This window comes from Azoarcus sp. CIB, assembly GCF_001190925.1.
GTDB lineage: Bacteria > Pseudomonadota > Gammaproteobacteria > Burkholderiales > Rhodocyclaceae > Aromatoleum.
On the sequence record NZ_CP011072.1, the window covers coordinates 2,491,076 to 2,507,711 of the forward strand.

General features: G+C 63.7%; 18 protein-coding genes. 16 read left to right on the plus strand and 2 right to left on the minus strand.

All coding sequences use genetic code 11. From position 1 onward, the window contains the following. The first annotated feature begins 276 nt into the window (after positions 1-276). Positions 277-759 (plus strand): glycine zipper 2TM domain-containing protein, encoded by a 483-nt coding sequence (locus AzCIB_RS11030; RefSeq protein ID WP_050415944.1) that lies wholly within the window; start codon positions 277-279, stop codon positions 757-759. Positions 760-1,243: 484 nt separating this feature from the next. On the opposite strand, the gene AzCIB_RS11035 is transcribed toward AzCIB_RS11030, so the two are convergent. Further along, positions 1,244-3,253, minus strand: a complete 2,010-nt coding sequence (locus tag AzCIB_RS11035) for a DUF6600 domain-containing protein (protein WP_232299417.1) — start codon at positions 3,251-3,253, stop codon at positions 1,244-1,246. 346 nt (positions 3,254-3,599) lie between these two features. Here AzCIB_RS11035 and AzCIB_RS24885 point away from each other — a divergent pair, with 346 nt between their 5' ends. The 14 genes from AzCIB_RS24885 (at position 3,600) to AzCIB_RS11105 (ending at position 13,261) form a co-directional block, all read left to right on the plus strand. Beyond that, the gene (locus AzCIB_RS24885; RefSeq protein WP_050415945.1) at positions 3,600-4,730 is read left to right on the plus strand and encodes a beta/gamma crystallin-related protein; all 1,131 of its coding nucleotides are present in this window, start codon (positions 3,600-3,602) and stop codon (positions 4,728-4,730) included. A 266-nt stretch (positions 4,731-4,996) separates the two neighbouring features. Beyond that, positions 4,997-5,641 (plus strand): prolipoprotein diacylglyceryl transferase, encoded by a 645-nt coding sequence (locus tag AzCIB_RS11045; protein WP_050415946.1) that lies wholly within the window; start codon positions 4,997-4,999, stop codon positions 5,639-5,641. Between the two features lie 61 nt (positions 5,642-5,702). Continuing rightward, on the plus strand, positions 5,703-5,918 hold the full coding sequence (locus tag AzCIB_RS11050; protein WP_050415947.1) for a YMGG-like glycine zipper-containing protein: 216 nt from the start codon (positions 5,703-5,705) through the stop codon (positions 5,916-5,918). Positions 5,919-6,047: 129 nt separating this feature from the next. Then, complete coding sequence (locus tag AzCIB_RS11055) at positions 6,048-6,245, plus strand: hypothetical protein (RefSeq protein WP_050415948.1); 198 nt, start codon at positions 6,048-6,050, stop codon at positions 6,243-6,245. Between the two features lie 236 nt (positions 6,246-6,481). Next, positions 6,482-6,658: a CsbD family protein gene (locus AzCIB_RS11060; RefSeq protein ID WP_050415949.1), complete on the plus strand. Its 177-nt coding sequence runs from the start codon at positions 6,482-6,484 to the stop codon at positions 6,656-6,658. Positions 6,659-6,759: 101 nt separating this feature from the next. Continuing rightward, complete coding sequence (locus AzCIB_RS11065; protein WP_050415950.1) at positions 6,760-7,161, plus strand: PRC-barrel domain-containing protein; 402 nt, start codon at positions 6,760-6,762, stop codon at positions 7,159-7,161. A 127-nt stretch (positions 7,162-7,288) separates the two neighbouring features. Continuing rightward, a complete protein-coding gene (locus tag AzCIB_RS11070) occupies positions 7,289-8,002 on the plus strand; it encodes a proteasome-type protease (RefSeq protein ID WP_083447145.1) in 714 nt (237 codons plus the stop codon). Between the two features lie 2 nt (positions 8,003-8,004). Beyond that, positions 8,005-8,781, plus strand: a complete 777-nt coding sequence (locus tag AzCIB_RS11075; protein ID WP_083446965.1) for an N-formylglutamate amidohydrolase — start codon at positions 8,005-8,007, stop codon at positions 8,779-8,781. Positions 8,782-8,838: 57 nt separating this feature from the next. Then, positions 8,839-9,651, plus strand: coding sequence for a transglutaminase-like domain-containing protein (locus AzCIB_RS11080; protein WP_050415952.1), 813 nt, complete (start codon positions 8,839-8,841; stop codon positions 9,649-9,651). Between the two features lie 96 nt (positions 9,652-9,747). After that, positions 9,748-10,068, plus strand: coding sequence for a DUF1840 domain-containing protein (locus AzCIB_RS11085; protein ID WP_050415953.1), 321 nt, complete (start codon positions 9,748-9,750; stop codon positions 10,066-10,068). Positions 10,069-10,282: 214 nt separating this feature from the next. Further along, on the plus strand, positions 10,283-10,486 hold the full coding sequence (locus AzCIB_RS11090; protein WP_050415954.1) for a CsbD family protein: 204 nt from the start codon (positions 10,283-10,285) through the stop codon (positions 10,484-10,486). Between the two features lie 66 nt (positions 10,487-10,552). Then, the gene (locus AzCIB_RS11095; protein WP_050415955.1) at positions 10,553-10,738 is read left to right on the plus strand and encodes a hypothetical protein; all 186 of its coding nucleotides are present in this window, start codon (positions 10,553-10,555) and stop codon (positions 10,736-10,738) included. Next, complete coding sequence (locus AzCIB_RS11100) at positions 10,735-11,124, plus strand: hypothetical protein (RefSeq protein ID WP_050415956.1); 390 nt, start codon at positions 10,735-10,737, stop codon at positions 11,122-11,124. Before AzCIB_RS11095 ends, AzCIB_RS11100 begins: the two co-directional genes overlap by 4 nt. Beyond that, positions 11,075-13,261 (plus strand): putative bifunctional diguanylate cyclase/phosphodiesterase, encoded by a 2,187-nt coding sequence (locus tag AzCIB_RS11105; RefSeq protein WP_232299418.1) that lies wholly within the window; start codon positions 11,075-11,077, stop codon positions 13,259-13,261. Before AzCIB_RS11100 ends, AzCIB_RS11105 begins: the two co-directional genes overlap by 50 nt. 32 nt (positions 13,262-13,293) lie before the next feature. On the opposite strand, the gene AzCIB_RS11110 is transcribed toward AzCIB_RS11105, so the two are convergent. Beyond that, positions 13,294-15,261 (minus strand): AsmA family protein, encoded by a 1,968-nt coding sequence (locus AzCIB_RS11110; RefSeq protein ID WP_050415958.1) that lies wholly within the window; start codon positions 15,259-15,261, stop codon positions 13,294-13,296. Positions 15,262-15,499: 238 nt separating this feature from the next. Between AzCIB_RS11110 and AzCIB_RS11115 the strand changes: the two genes are divergently transcribed. After that, the gene (locus AzCIB_RS11115) at positions 15,500-16,636 is read left to right on the plus strand and encodes an MlaE family lipid ABC transporter permease subunit (RefSeq protein WP_050415959.1); all 1,137 of its coding nucleotides are present in this window, start codon (positions 15,500-15,502) and stop codon (positions 16,634-16,636) included.

Genomic DNA, 16,636 nt, shown 5'->3' on the forward strand with positions numbered 1-16,636 from the left:
CGGTGTCCGAGCCGGCAAATACGGCCCCAAGCACGGTATGAGCGCGACCGTACAGAGAGAATCGTGGCGGAGGGGGAAGATCAGCATGAAGATCGACGGGTTGACCCGAACCGGCCACGCAGTGAAATTTGCAGTCACGTGCACGGCGAAAGGGGGAGGCAGAACGTCGGCAATCTGGTGAGCATCAGGACTCGGGTGGGGTCGCTCATCGTAACGATCGCGGGGGCCAGCCCGGCTGGCGCGCGACCCTAATTCAAAACGGGCAGGAGATTAATCATGAAGACGATCAATGAATTCGGATCGGTGCTCGGCGTCGTTGCGGCGCTGACGCTTGGTGCATGCGCGACCCCCTACAGTGAACCCTATGGGGCCAGCCCCGGAGTGAGCAACCGGGAAGAGGCCTACTCCGGCTACGGCGTGGTGTCGGCGATTGAACGCATGAGCCCCGACAACACGGGCCGTGCCGGGGGCATCGGTCTGGGCGCAATCGCCGGCGCCGTCGTCGGGGGTGTGGTCGGCAACCAGGTGGGGTCCGGAAGCGGCAACACGGCGGCAACCGTCCTCGGCGCCGCGGGCGGTGCGTATGTCGGCCACGAGCTGGAAAAACGCCAACAGGTGCAGCGGGACGATGCGTACAAGGTCACGATCAGCATGGATGACGGGTCGTATCAATCGATGATCCTGGACAGCAGCACCAACACCAACTTCCGCGTCGGCGACCGGGTGCGGATCAGGAATGGCGTGCTGCAGCGGTACTGATCGCGGCATGGGGGCCCTGAACAAGAAATGCCCTGCGGTGCAGGGCATTTCTCCGTTGGTGTATCAGTTGCGCCGCTCGTCCCTGCGCCTTTGTTCTTCGCGCCGTTCCTCTTCCAGCTTCTGTTCTTCACTGTCCGTATTCTTGTCTCGCCCCCTGCCCGCGGCAGGCCTGGGCTCCTGACCACGTGGCTCGGCTTGCCTCGCGTCGGGCGCAGGCTCGGGCTTCGCCCGTTGTGCGGGTTGTTGTGCGGCGGGCGGAGGGGGCGGGGGAACGACGGCTCTCTCGCGTTCGCGCTGAGCACCATTCCCGCGCTGTTCCGATCTGTCGCGGGGCTCGCGCGACTGCACTGCGGGTCGCTCGGGCGCTGCTCGCTGCGGGGCCACCTCCTCGGGCGGCGCTACACGTCGGGCTGGCGCCGGGGCCGGCGTCACCGCTTGTTCGCGCTGTTCCCGCTGTTCCCGCTGTTCCCGTGGCACCCTCTCGTCACGCTGTTCGGACTTTCCGCGTGGTTCCCGTGCTTGTGCAGCCGGCTCGGCCGGCACTGCGGGCACCGCCGGCGTCGCGCTGGTCGCGGGAGTGGCCGGTGTCGCTGGCACGGGTGGCGTCGCACGCGGCGGAGCACGCTCTGGCTCGGCGGGACGTTGCGGTGAGGCGGGCCGCGGGGCGGCGGTTTGTCCGCGCTGCTCGGCGTTTCCGCGCTGCTCCATTCTGCCGCTGCTCATCGTCACCGCGCTGATCCGCCCTGCCACGTGGTTCGCGCGACTGCACTGCGGGTGCGGCTGGCGTTGCTTGCGGCGGCGTGATCTGGGGCTGCGTCGCGCGTTGCGGCGGTTCCGCCTGCGGTGCTACGGGTTCGTCACGTTGAACCGCCCTCTCCCGCTGTTCGGACCTTTCACCGACATCGGTCGCCTTGGCACGGGCCGCTGCCTGCGGCGGACGCGAACGCGGCATCCCGTCCTGCTTCCGGGTAATGACTTTGACGGCGGGGGCCGGCGCGGTCGCTGCGGACCGCAATTCCTTGCGCACGGACTCATCGAGCGGTCTGCCCGGCTCGGCGCTCAGTCGCTGCTGTTGTGCCACGAATCCGACAGGCGCCGGCGGCGGGGCAGTCCGCGCGACGACACGCCGTTCGAGTGCACGCGAAGGCGGCTTGCCCCCTTGGGCAGCAGCGCCGCGCAAGCTTTTTTCGGTCGGCGCAAGCGGCGCAACAAGCGCCAGCGGTGCACTGCCGATCGTTTCCCGCGATACCCGCAGTGCCTCCCTGGATACCGGCTGCGACTGCACGAACGCGGTCGTCGGCACGGCGACAACCGCCCCCTCGACGCTCCGGTTCATGTAGACCACATTGGTCACATTCGAATTGTTGTAGTAATTGTTGATGACCGTGTTATTGACGATGGTATTGCTGCGATTGATATTCTCGAAATAGTCGCGGCTGACCCGATATGCAGGTCGATAGATCTCCCGCGGCCCCAGCGGGAACCAGGCGACCGCTCCGACAAGGCCGCTCGATATCGTGAGCTGGAAGTTGCCACCGCCGACGAACACGACCAGCGCCGGGGCGTAGTAGGCCCTGCTACGCACGGGACCGGGCACCCAACCCCACGTTCCGCCGACATGGGCCCAGCGGCCGTAGTGCGATACGGCGAAACCCCACGGCGCGTCATCCACCCAGGTCCAGCCCCACGGGTCGATCCACGCCCAATGCCCGTCCCGATACGGCGCCCAGCCGGTGGCCACGCGATCCGGGTACCACACATTGCCGTAGGTCGCGTCGGCGCGCCAACTGCCGTGATCATCGAGATCCTGGTAACCGACCACATCTTGCGAGACATAGCGGGCGGAACGCGAGTCGTCGTAGCGGCGGTCACGGCTGTTCGACCAGCGGTCGAAGTCGTCCGGGCGCGGCGTATCGACATACTCGTACTCGCGCAGGTTGGTACCGGTGAATCGATAGGCTTGCCGCGAATCGATGACGTAGGCGGCTTCGTCGCCGTACGCCTCGCCCTGCCCCCTGCGTACATAGATCGTGGTCACATCGTCGTCGGCGTCCACCTCGATCCGGTAAGCACCCGGTTCGCGCAAGGTAAAGGCCAGATTCGGCGTATCGACCTCGAAAACCTGGTTTGGCGCGATACGACGGACGCGCACGTTCAATGCGCCCTGGGTCAATTGCAGCTGGGTGATGCGGTCATCGAGATTCAGGACGGAGACGCTGGTACCGGCGTGCATGCGAACCAGGGCTCCGCCCGTTTCGAGCTCGGCGCGCGCACCGTCATCGACCCAGAGGCGATCCCCGGTGGTCAGGGGGCGATTGCCCGTGGCCTGAACCCATTCGCTATCGCCCGCGGGCGACATACTTACCGAACCGGTAGTGTAGGCAAGCCGCGCGACGCGCGACGACGGGTCCGCGCCGGCCCAGCCGCTGAAGGCCAGCATTGCGACGCCAGCCAGGAAGGCGACTATCCGTAATCGGAGAGATTGCGTTTTCATGGTGATTCCTTAAGCGGGAATGCGCCGTCAGGATTGACAGAACCCCGCCGACGTCATCACCGACGCTCCGTCAAGAAGACGTAAAAAAAGCATACGAAGCGCGGAGCGCACCGTCTGTTCGGTAGCGCACCAAAACCGTCCACCACTCGTGACGTGAAGCGGCGCCATCGTGGAATTGATCGGTTCCATCGCGCATCGCTTACGAGCGAGGGCAAACGCACTCGCTATGTATGCTCCCGAACAGACCGTGGTCCTGTCTTGGGTGACATTGACACTGATTACGTTGTTGCCCGGCGCACCCATGTGCGAGCGCGGACAAGGCGAGGATCAATTACAGGAGACATCAATGACCAGGATATTGAAAACTGCGCTGGCAGTGGCCGGCGTGCTTATGGCCACGCAAGCGGCCGCACAGGTCACCTTTTACGAACGTGAACGCTTCAGGGGCAGTTCGTTCACCACGACGGAAAGGGTGCGCAACTTCGAGCGCCGTGGCTTCAACGACCGGGCCTCGTCGGTCGTGGTCGCGCGCGACCGGTGGGAGGTTTGCGAGGACGCCGGCTTCAGAGGCCAGTGCGTCGTCCTGCGTCGCGGCAGGTATCCGTCGCTGGCCGCCATGGGCTTGAACGACAGCATTTCATCGGCGCGGATGGTGGACAGGAATGCGCGCATCGATGAGGACCGTTACACGCCGGACCCCAACGCGAACCGCAATGACCGTGACGACGCACAGGTCACCTTCTACGAACGTGAAGGCTTCCAGGGCCGGTCCTTCAGCACCGAGCAACAGATCGGCAACTTCGAGCGCAATGGTTTCAATGACCGCTCCTCGTCGGTCATCGTTACCAGCGGCCGCTGGGAAGTGTGCGAGGACGTCCGCTTCAGCGGCCGCTGCGTCGTCCTGCGTCCGGGCAGGTATCCGTCCCTGGCGGCGATGGGCCTGGACAACAGCGTGTCATCCGTGCGAACGGTAAGCCGCGACGCGCGCATCGATGACCATCGGTATGCGCCGGCGCCCGTCGTCTCCCACGATTACCGCCGGCGCAATGACGAACGCCTGTACGAAGCGGAGGTAACGGCCGTGCGCGCGGTGGTTGGACCACCCGAGCAACGCTGCTGGGTCGAGCGCGAAGCGGTCGATCAGGACCGCAGCAATGCCAACGTTCCCGGCGCCATTGCCGGCGCCGTCATTGGCGGCATCCTCGGCCACCAGATCGGCGACGGACGCGGCAGGGATCTCGCTACAGCCGGTGGTGCCGTCGCGGGAGCCGTAGTGGGCGCCAACGTCGGACGTAACGACGGCGGACAGCAGGCGTACGCCCAGGATGTGCGGCGGTGCGAGAACGTACCCAGCCAGGCCCGACCCGAATACTGGGATGTGACCTATGCCTTCAGGGGACAGGCGTATCGCGTACAGATGACCGCGCCCCCCGGACGCAGCGTGACCGTCAACGAGCGCGGCGAGCCGCGCGAGTGAGCGTTCGACGCAGCGGACCCGAGCGAGGCGGCCCAGTCGGGCCGCTTTGCCTAGGGTGCACGACCTTGGGCCACCTATGTGCGACAGCAGACAGACGGTAACGGGCGATCTGCATAACCTCAAGTCATCGGAGCCAGCAGCATGCAGTGTCAACACCGCGGCAATGTCCAGTGGTTGAAAGCAGCGCGGTCCTGGCAAAGAGAAGGGTGTGCAAGGCATCGCACACCAATGCATCACTCCCAAGCTCACCAGATGAAGGAACGAAAATGAACACACTCAGCATTAACGTGATCGCGATTGCGCTCGGACTGGCGTTCAGCGGCGCTTCGATGGCCGAAGGCATGTCAAAAACCGATTACCAGGCCGGCAAGGACAAGATCACGGCCCAGTACAAGAGCGACAAGGCTGCTTGCGACTCGATGTCCGGCAACAAGAAGGATATCTGCGTGGAAGAGGCCAAGGGCAAGGAAAAGGTCGCCAAGGCGGAACTCGAGGCGAGCTACAAGCCGAGCCGGGAAACCCGCTACGACGTGAGCGTCGCCAAGGCCGAGGCCGCCTATGCAGTAGCGAAGGAACGCTGCGATGACATGGCCGGCAACACGAAGGATGTGTGCGTGAAGGAAGCGAAGGCTGCCGAAGTCGCCGCCAAGGCCGACGCCAAGGCGCAGATGAAGACCTCGGACGCCAACGCCGAGGCGGCCAAGAAGACCTCGGAGGCCAATGCTACGGCCGACGAGAAATCCGCCGCGGCACGAAGCAAGGCGAGCGAACAGGCTACCGATGCCCGCAAGGACGCCACCGAGGACAAGCGTGAGGCCGAGTACAAGGTGGCAAAGGAAAAGTGCGATGCATTAGCGGGTGGCGCCAAGGATGACTGCCTGATGAAAGCGAAAACGCAGTTCGGCAAGTAACTGGTCGCACTCGACGATGTACGAAGCACAGGAAACACAATGTTGGGAAAGAGGTAGTTCCATGAAAACGATTCAGAAATTCGCGCTCAGTGCAGTTGCCGCGGCAGCAATGCTCGGTCTGGGCGGTTGTGCCGGCATGTCGGCACAGGACAAGAACACCGCCATCGGCGCCGGAGTCGGTGCCATCGGTGGCTCGGTTCTTACAGGTGGCAGCGCGGTCGGAACGGTCGGCGGTGCTGCAGTCGGCGGCGTCATCGGCCACGAAGTCGGCAAATGACGATCGACGCGCGTAGCGGCAGCCCTGCCCGGCTGGCGCCGCGCGGTCGCCTTTCACCCTGATCCCGCAGGGGGCGTGACCAAGATGGTCTCGCTCGCTGCCGGGCAAGTGGCCCACCAGGAGGTACGAATGATGAAACACGCAAGAAAGCTCGGCACAGCCTTGGTCATGGCTACGTTGCTTGCAGCGCTTCCCGGCTGTCAGAAGGAAGCAGGGCCGGCAGAGCGGGCTGGCAAGGAAGTCGACAAGGCGGCCGAGAAGGTTGGAGAGTCGATCGAAAAGGCCGGCGACAGCATCCAGGACGCCGCAAAGGGCGACAAGAAGTAGCCGTCGCGCCGCTCGCGCCAGATTCTCGACTTTTCATCGTCTGCGAATTGGCGCGGCACTCGGCGCGGCACTCGGCGCGGCACTCGGCGCGGCACTCGGATCGTTACGCGCAGATCGCTATGCGCACCACCGTACAGACCGTCTCGAGTCACATCTCTAACCTGATTAATGACGATCCGCGGATGCCGGATGCACCGCTTGGGTATCGTCAATCACCCCAATAACAGGAGTGCACCATGAACAAGGATCAAGTCAAAGGTCGCATCGAAGAAGCGAAAGGAAAAATGAAAGAAGTGGCCGGCAAAGTGAGCGGCGACAAGAAGCTGGAGCAGGAAGGCAAGATTCAGAATATCAGCGGCAAAGTCCAGGCGGGGATTGGCGATCTCAAGGAAAACATCAAGGACGCCATCTGAATCGAATGAGCACTGCCCCTGATTGGCCAGCCAGACAGACACGGCCAGACAATCGCATGGGGCAATCGGTATTTGCTGAACATTTTCGACAGGAGCATCAAATGACGTATACATCTATCGATCCCACTAGTCCCGCACCGAAGCTGCTGAGTGCCACCTCCCTCATGAGCGATGACGTTTACAATCAAAATGAAGAAAAACTCGGCAGCATCAAGGACATGATGCTGAATATTCACAGCGGCACGGTGTCTTACGCCGTATTGTCCTTCGGGGGCTTCCTCGGTATGGGCGAAAAGCTGTTTGCGGTGCCGTGGAGTGCAATGACACTCGACACGGTAAACAAACGCTTCGTGCTCAACGTGGCCTCGGATCGCCTCGAGAATGCACCGGGATTCGATAAGGATCACTGGCCCGACATGGCTGATGCCACGTGGGCGCAGAGCATCCACACGTATTACGGGACTCAGGCGGATTCCACAAAATCGACTTTCCCGCCTGCGTAGCTGAGTTGCAGTTGCCCCCACAACCGCGCCAGCCCTTGCCGTGGATGAGGCCCTCACTACGGTGAGGGCCGCTTGGCAATTGCCAAGTGAAACACCAGGAGAATTCATGACCTACTGCGTAGGCGTCATGCTCGACAGCGGACTGATCTTTGCGTCGGACTCGCGCACGCACGCCGGGGTCGACAATTTTGCGAGCTTCTGCAAGATGAGCCTCTTCGAACGCGCAGGAGACCGGGTCATCGTTCTCCTGAGTTCCGGAAACCTGGCCGGGACGCAGGCCGTCATCAGCCTGCTGAAGCAACGCGGCGCGAAGGATTGCACACCCAACCTGTGGAGTGCGGAGTCCATGTTCGACGCCGCCCTGCTGGTGTCGGACGCCATGCGGGACGTCGATCGCCGCGATGGACAGCATCTGGCGGACAGCGATGTCGGCTTCAACGCCTCGTTCATACTCGGCGGCCAGATCACGGGCGAGCCGCCACGCCTTTTCCGGATCTATGCGGAGGGGAACTTCATCGAGGCAGGCCAGGAGACACCGTATCTTCAGACGGGTGAAACCAAGTACGGCAAACCGATCATAGACTGGGTGATTACCCGCTCGACCTCCCTGAACGACGCGGCGAAATGCGTTCTCGTTTCGTTCGATTCAACGATGCGCAGCAATTTGTCCGTCGGCATGCCGATCGATCTGCTGTGCTACAAACGGGACAGTTTCGAGGTGGGCATGCAGCGCCGCTTCGACGTGGGGAATGCGTATTTCGCCGACCTTGGCCGGCAATGGAGTGAAGGCACCCGTGAAGTCTTCCGCCAGCTCCCCAGCCTGGACTGGGCGGTCCCCTGAGCATGATGCCGGAAACCGCGGGGCGGAACGGAAGTGCGGCGGACCGTGGCTGTCAGGCAAGCGATCGTCTGGTCATTACCTGCGAACACGGTGGCAACCGGATTCCCGCGCAATACCACGATCTGTTCCGCACCCGGCAGGCGGCGCTGGACTCCCACTGGGGCTTCGACCCGGGCGCGCTCACCATGGCAAGAGTGCTGGCAAGGACATTTGCTGCGCCGCTGGTGGCCTCCACCGTAAGCCGTCTGCTGGTTGATCTGAATCGATCGCCGAGCAATCCGCGACTGCATTCCGATGTGATCCGCAAAGCGCCGGCCGAGGTGCGAGGGCATGTCCTGGAGTGCTATTACCAGCCATTTCGCGTGCAAGCCGAGCACCTTGTCGGCCAGGCGATCGCCGACCGCGGCCGGGTGATCCACATCTCGTCCCACAGCTTTACGCCCGAGCTGGACGGCAAGGTACGAACGGCCGATATCGGGCTGCTCTACGACCCGGCCCGAGCGGGCGAAGTGGAGCTGTGTGCGCGCTGGAAGGCATCCCTCGAAGCGTGTGCGCCCGAATTCACCGTCCGGCGCAATTACCCGTATGCAGGCAAGGGCGACGGCCTGACCGCCTGGTTTCGCAAACGCCTTCCTCCTGACACCTACGTGGGGATCGAGCTGGAGCTGAACCAGAAGCATGTCGCCCCAGCGGCCCGACAGTGGGCCGCCTTGCGCCGGGCGGTCGTCGAATCGCTGCGGGCTGCGCTCGCAAGCCGCCGCGCGAGCCTGTCTGCGTAGCCGTCCGATCCGGAAACCGACCCGTGCAAGCGACCACCGCTGCCGCAGGAGACCCAGATGAAAATCCGCATTGGTTACGAACTGATCTACGACTGCCCGCAACCGACGCCGATGATCCTGACCTTGAGCGTGCATTACTCGCGCGTGTCCGACTTCATCATCCCCGACTACCTGATCGCCGACCCGCCCGTCCCACTCACCGCCTACCGTGACAGCTTCGGCAACTGGTGCTCGCGCATCGTCGCCCCCAAGGGCCAGCTCCGGCTGACCACCGATGCGCTCGTCAGGGACACGGGACTGCCGGATGTGGTCGTCCCGCAGGCGCGGCAGACGCCGGTGGAAGAACTGCCCGACGAGACGCTGTTGTTCCTGCTGGGGAGCCGGTATTGCGAGACCGACCGCCTGTCGGAGACCGCCTGGGAACTGTTCCACAAGGCACCGACCGGATGGGCGCGCGTCCAGGCGATCTGCGACCATGTGCATCGGCATATCACATTCGGCTATGAGCACGCACGCTCGAGCAAGACCGCCTGGGAAGCGTTCCACGAGCGCACCGGCGTATGCCGCGACTACGCGCACCTGGCCATCGCGTTCTGTCGCTGCATGAATATCCCCGCCCGTTACTGCACCGGCTACCTCGGCGACATCGGCATGCCGCCGCCCTACGGCCCGATGGATTTCGCCGGCTGGTTCGAGGCCTATCTCGACGGCCACTGGCACACCTTCGACGCGCGCAACAACATGCCGCGCATCGGACGCGTATTGATCGCCCGCGGCCGCGACGCCGCCGACGTCGCCATCAGCAACAGCTTCGGCCCGAACACCCTGAAAAGTTTCCAGGTCCGGACCGACGAGGTGATCGAGGAGTGAAGCACTGCTGCCAAGCGCTACCGCGGCGCCCCCGGACTTCCACACATCCTGCCGAAGACCCGCGCTGAACCGAAGACAAGAAAAGGAGGCACCATCATGTTGATCACCTTCAAGTCCGCCGCCAGCGGCGATGTCATGATGTTCGAGGAAAACGGCAAGGAGCTGCTGAGCGTGCTGGGCAAGGATCCGGACGCGGACAAGGGCATCGTCACCGTCGAACAGTTGCCCCGCGCGATCGCCGCCCTCCGGGCCGCGGTCGAGGCTGACAGGTCTACGAACCGGGAGCAGCCCGACGCCGACGAGGATGGCGACCGCCAGCCCGATGACAGTATTCAGCTCGCCCAACGGGCGCTTCCGCTCCTTGAGCTGCTGGAGCGCTCCCTGGTGGATAAGGTGCCGGTCACCTGGGGCGTTTGATCCCGCGTGGACGGAATGCCCGTCCACGGCAGGATTACCCAAAGGGTGTCACAGCATGCCGCACACGCCGTAACCGCCATCGGTCACGAACTTCGTGTGCGCCAGCGTACCGACTGCGCCTGATCACGCGCATAACCTTGATCCTGCATCGGCAGCATCGATGCATGCCCGGCTGGTCATTCCGCCAGTCGGCCCCCAATCGCAAGGAGTTGATATGAACTGGGATATCGTCGAAGGCAACTGGAAACAGTTCAAGGGCAAAGTGAAAGCGCAGTGGGGAAAACTCACCGACGATCACCTCGACGTGATTGCCGGCAAGCGCGACCAATTGGCGGGCAAGATCCAGGAAGCCTACGGCATCACGAAGGACGAAGCCGAAGAGCAGATCAAACGCTTCGAAGAGAGCAACAAGGACTAAGGTCCGACGGCTGCTCGCTGCCCCGCCACGGTGCGCTCCGCGCACCTCATTGAAAGGACTCCAATCATGACAAGCTATAAACATTTCATCCTGCCGGCGGTGCTGGTCGGGAACGCTGCGGTCGCACCCGTGTTCGCCAAGTTCATGGCCGACCGTCTTCGCCACACACGCAAGAGCCGCCAGAAGGCTGTCCTGGCCGACTGGGAGGACGAAGGTGGAAGTGTGGTGGCGCCCGTGGTCTCTACACCATGAACGTGACGACGGCGGATGACGACTCGAAGGGCGCCGTCATCGATCAAAAGCCTGGTCGGGGTGCGGTGTCGCCATTGCGCTTCGCGCGGGATCGGGATGTGACGGCGATGAGCGCGCCCTCCACAATCGACACACATCACCCGGACGACCTTTACCGCTCGGCACACCGACACGCATGCCCGCGCTGCAAGGGCTCTGTTTACCGCGTCCCGCGACGGTTCGTGGACCTGCTCCTGAGCACCTTGATGCCGGTCCACCGCTACCGTTGCGATGAGATGGGCTGTACTTGGGAAGGCAATCTGCGCACGACGCCGCGTTCCCTGCCGGACCAGGCTCGTGGCGAACCGCACGACGGAGGAAACGGCGCAAGTGCGCCGTCGACCTGAAATGAATGAATCGAGGACCACAGTACTGCTCGTCGAGGACGACCCCGCCGATGCCAAACTGATCCAGGACGCGCTCGCCGGCACGGGCGGGCATGCGTTTCGTGTCGAATGGGTCACACGACTGTCCGACGCGCTCGAACGACTCGGCCGGGACAGCATCGAGGTGATCCTGCTCGACCTGACGCTGCCCGACGGCCAGGGTATCGACGCGTTCGATCGGGTGCACCAGGCCGCACCGAATGCCTTGATCCTGGTCCTGAGCGGATCGACGGATGAAGAAGCCCCTCGCCTCGCCCTGCAGCGCGGTGCCTACGACTATCTCGCCAAAGGCCATATCGACGCCCACTGGCTGCCGCGTGCGCTACGTTACGTGACCGACCGCAAGTCGACGGAGTTGGCGATGCGGGCCGCGGAAGAAGCCTTGTTCGAGGAAAAGGAACGTGCCCAAGTCACGCTCAACTCCATCGGTGACGCCGTGCTGACGACTGATCTCCTGGGGAACGTGACCTATCTGAATCTGGTGGCGGAGACGATGACCGGCTGGTCTCGCAATGACGCGTTGGGCCGGCCCCTTTCAGAGGTGTTCAGGATCATCGACGGCACGACACGCCAGGCTGCTGCGAGCCCGGCGTATCGCGCCATCGAAGAGGACAAGACGGTAGGACTGGCCACGGACTGCGTGCTGGTCCGCCGCGACGGCTTCGAGTCCGCGATTGAAGACTCCTCCGCGCCGATCCACGACCGCCACGGCCACGTAACGGGTGCGGTGATCGTGTTCCACGACGTCAGTGAAGCGCGGGCCATGGCGAAGAAGATGTCCCATCAGGCCCATCATGACTTCCTCACGGGCTTGCCCAATCGAATGCTGCTGACCGAACGGCTCTCGCAGGCGATCGGTCAGGCCCATCGACACCACAAGCAGGTCGCGCTGCTGTTCCTGGACCTGGATTATTTCAAGCACATCAACGACTCGCTCGGGCATGCGATCGGCGACGAACTGCTACAGTCGGTCGCGGGTCGCCTGGTCGCGTGTGTGCGCGCCACCGATACGGTATGCCGCCAGGGCGGTGACGAGTTCGTGATCCTGCTGAGCGAAATCGAGTCCCCACAGGATGCCGCGCACGTCGCGGACAAAGTGCTGGCCGCACTCACAGCGCCGCAGCAAATCGGTGGGCATGAACTTCATGTCACCCTGAGCATCGGCATCAGCGTCTATCCCGAGGACGGCACCACTACGGAAACCTTGACGCAGAGCGCGGATACCGCGATGTATCACGCGAAGGCGAACGGCCGTAACAACTTCCAGTTTTTCAAGGCCGAGATGAACATCCGCGCGGTGCGCCGGCAGTTCGTCGAAGGCAGCCTGCGCCGCGCGCTGAAGGAGGATGAGTTCCTGCTGCATTACCAGCCGCAGATAGATCTTGCCTCGGGAGCGATGACCGGTGCCGAGGCGCTGATACGCTGGCAGGACCCGGATCTCGGGCTCATCTACCCGGCCGATTTCGTGCCGATCGCGGAAGAATGCGGCCTCATCGTGCCGATCGGCCGATGGGTGCTGCGCGAAGCCTGCAGGCAAGCCCGCGCCTGGCTGGATTCGGGCCTGATCGCCGTGCCCGTGGCAGTCAATATCTCCGCGCTGGAATTACGCCACGACGGCTTTCTCGCCGGCGTTGCACTGATCCTGAAGGAAACCGGCCTGCCGGCGCGTTATCTCGAACTCGAATTGACGGAAAGCATCATCATGGACGATGCCGACTCGTCGGCAGCGGCGCTCTGCGCCCTCCGGAACATGGGAGTGCAGCTCGCGATCGACGACTTCGGTACCGGCTACTCAAGCCTGAGCTATCTGAAGCGCCTGCCGTTCAATACCTTGAAGATCGACCAGTCTTTCGTGCGAGACATCGCCACCAATGCAGACGGCGCAACCATTGTCGCGGCGGTGATCGGAATGGGCAAAAACCTCAATCAGCGGGTCATCGCCGAAGGCGTTGAAACGCATGCCCAACTCGCGTTTCTGCGGACCCAGCGATGCGAAGTGGGACAAGGGTATCAGTTTAGTCACCCCCTGCCCGCAGAAGCTTTCGAGCTGTTGCTCGTGTCCGGAAATCATGTGCTGGTACCACGGCAGCTGTGCTGAGTCGCTGCGCGCCAGCTCGCCGCGCAGGCTGATCAAGGCGCAGTTTTCGGTTTTTTCGAGTCCGACAAAGTCCTGGCGTCCCGCACCAGCTGGGCGCAATCGCTGTCCTGTCCCGGGCCGGCGTCGATCAGCGGAATGAGGGCGAGCAAGGGGTTCACCATGCCGAGCAATGTTGCGCCGAGCGCGCGTGCCGCGACGCGCCCCTTGTCGACGCCGGCTTCGGGCCTGGCGAAGCTGCCGCGCACGTGGATCGGGCTGCGCAAGGCCACGGGGCTGGTGTCCTTGGTTCTCTGATTGAGCGTCAGATCGAGCTTCTCCTCCCCCAGATCGATGCTACCTGTGCCGATGATGGTGGTGATCTCAGTGTCGAAGATCAGCGCCCGGCTGTTCATGACCCCTTCCTTGACGTCGAAGTCGGCCACCGCACACCGCAGTTTGACGAGCTCGTCGCCCCTCACCTGCAGTTCGAGTATCTCCCACAGATGCAGGCCGATTTGCTCCATCATCAGCCTGCTGATCTCACCCCCGGCGACGACCAGGCCCAGCGTGCCGTTGGAACTCGCAAGCATGCGCCTGACCGAGTCGCCGTTGCCCTTGAGGTCGAATTCGCCGTTGATCTGGCCGATGCTGGCCTTGGTCAGCTTGACCGTCGGAAACAGCTTCGCGATCAGGATCTTGCGCGCCTTCACCTTGGCGTGCGCCGCGATCGGGTCCTTGCGCCCATCGAGCGTGATCACGGTGTTGAGTTGGCCGCCGGCGATGCCGAAGTCGAGCGGATCGAGCCGCAGGACCGAATCGCGCAAGCTCAGATGGGTCACGAGGTCTTCCAGGGGCAGCTCCTCGGCGCGGCGGATCGTTTTCGCCTTGAGCGTCACCTCGGCGTCGACGGTATCCCAGCGCTCGGTCTTGAAAAGCATATCCGGCAACACGCGTGCTCGCGCAGGCGTAGGCGCGGTCGTCTCGGAAGGCGCCGGCGCGGCCTCCCGGGCTGCCTCCAGGCGACCGGGCCTGGCGCCGATCAAGGGGCCCAGATCGGCGAGATCGAGCACCTTGGAAACCACATCTGCTTCCAACGCCGGGCGTTTGCCGCCCGTGATCACCTGCACTGTGCCGGCAATGTCGCTCGCCCCGATGCGGCCGGAGAATTTCTCGTAGCGCCACGTTTGCCCGCTGCGCACGATATGCCCGGACGTCGCGTAGGCGCCCGTTTCCGGAACGGCGATGCCGAGCAGGGGATAAAGCTGCGCCATGTTCTGCCCGCTCACGGCGAGTTGCATGTCCACCGCGGAAAACTTCAGCAGGCTGGTAATGGTCCCCTCGCCCTTCACGACGGTACGGCCCACGCTGAGTTCGCCCTTGAGCGGATACGGCGTGCGCTCGTCGCGCAGTCCAAGCACCGGCCCGCCGCTGCCGCTCGCCTTGAGCGGCAGACCCTTGAACTGCCCTTGGGCGGAAAAGCGCAGTCCGCCCTCCGACGGCCCAGCGTCCGACGTCGATAGCTCCGCCCGGATACTGGTCTTTTGCGCGGCATCGTCATAGCCGAGCGTTCCTTCATCGAGCATCAGGCGGTCGATCTGGATGCTCGCCCCTTCGTCCCGCTGCTCAAGGTCGAGCAGCCAGTTCTTCCGCCCCTCGGTCCCCTGTTCGAGATGGATGACGGGACGCCTGAGGCGGACTTCGGGAAGCACGATGTTTCGCAGCATGAGTTGCGGCAGATCGATCGAGACTTCGAAGGCCTCGGCGGCGACCATCTGCTTTTCCTTGGCCCAGGCCGGGTTTGCGAATGTCACCGTACCGGCATGCAGACGCGGGTGCGGCCAGCCGAAGTCGATGACGAGATCGCCGCCGATCACCAGTTCGCGGCCCGTCTTCTCCAGCGCCGCGCGCTCGATCGATCCGCGCAACCAGTTCCAGCCGAAAATCGCGAAAAACAGAACCACCAGCGCGATCAGCGCAAGCGCGACTCCGGCGATCCACTTGAGAGAAGAACGTAGCGTCATGGCGTTGTGCGAGGCGATGCAGGCATCTTCTCCGGAATACGAAGCTTGGATGCCGGCAATTATCGGCCTCCGACAGGTAGTTCTCCGTTCGACAGCGCACGTACGGACAATTCCCGGCAGTTGCTAATTTATCCGACCAGCAGATCGTGCTCCGCGATGCGCGGCATATGTGCGCTGTCGAACAAACGCGGCAAAATGTTTCAACTATCCTCGGATGCATCAAGTATCGAGTGCATCCATGCAATCCATGTCGGCGGCCCCCGCCGCCATCGCCCATTCGTCGTCGCAGGAACTCGTGCTTTCGGGCGCCTGGACCGCACGCGGGATCGGCGCAATCGCACCGGAAATCGACGCGATATCCGCCCCCGCCGGCCAGGAACTGCTCGTCGACGGTGCGCGGATCGAGGCGCTCGATACCGCAGGCGCCTGGGTCCTGCAAAAGCTCCTGCAGCGACTGCGCGGCGACGGCAACGCCTTGCGGCTGCATGGCCTGCGCCCGGAATTCGCCCGGCTGCTCGAGGCGATCGAGCAGCAGATGGCCGATCAGGCACACCCCCTCGCCGCGCCTGCCCTTGCGACCCCATCGGGGCTTGAAAGTGTGGGCCGGAGCACGCAAGCCGCCCTCGAACAGGGCTTTGCGCTGCTGAGTTTCGTCGGCGAATGTGCGCTCGCGCTCGGCGGATGCATCGCGCACCCGGCGCGAATCCGCTGGCGGCCGATCCTGTACAACATCCGCAGCGCCGGATTCGACGCCCTGCCGATCGTCGGGCTGCTGTCCTTCCTGCTCGGCGTCGTTGTCGCCTATCAGGGCGCCGACCAGCTCCGGCAGTACGGCGCCAACATCTTCGTCGCCGACCTCGTCGGCCTGTCCATGCTGCGCGAGTTCGCGCCCCTGATCACCGCCATCATCGTCGCCGGGCGCTCCGGCTCCGCCTACGCGGCGCAGATCGGCACGATGGCGGTGACCGAGGAGATCGACGCCATGCGCACGCTCGGCATCGCGCCGCTGGATCTGCTGGTGCTGCCGAAGATTCTCGCGCTCCTGATCGCGCTGCCACTGCTGACCGTGTTCGCCGACGTGCTCGGCGTAGTCGGCGGCATGATCATGGCGCGCGCGCAACTGGGTGTGGGCTACGGCGATTTTCTCGATCGCCTCGTCAAGGCCGTCAGCGTCACGGCCTATCTCATCGGTATCTGCAAGGCGCCGGTATTCGCGGCCATCATCGCCGTGGTGGGCTGCTTCCAGGGCTTTCGCACCCACGGCGGCGCCGACAGCGTCGGCCGCCAGACGACGCGCGCAGTGGTGCAGTCGATCTTCCTCGTGATCGTTGCCGACGCCCTGTTCTCGGTCGCCTTCAGTGCGCTGGACCTCTGA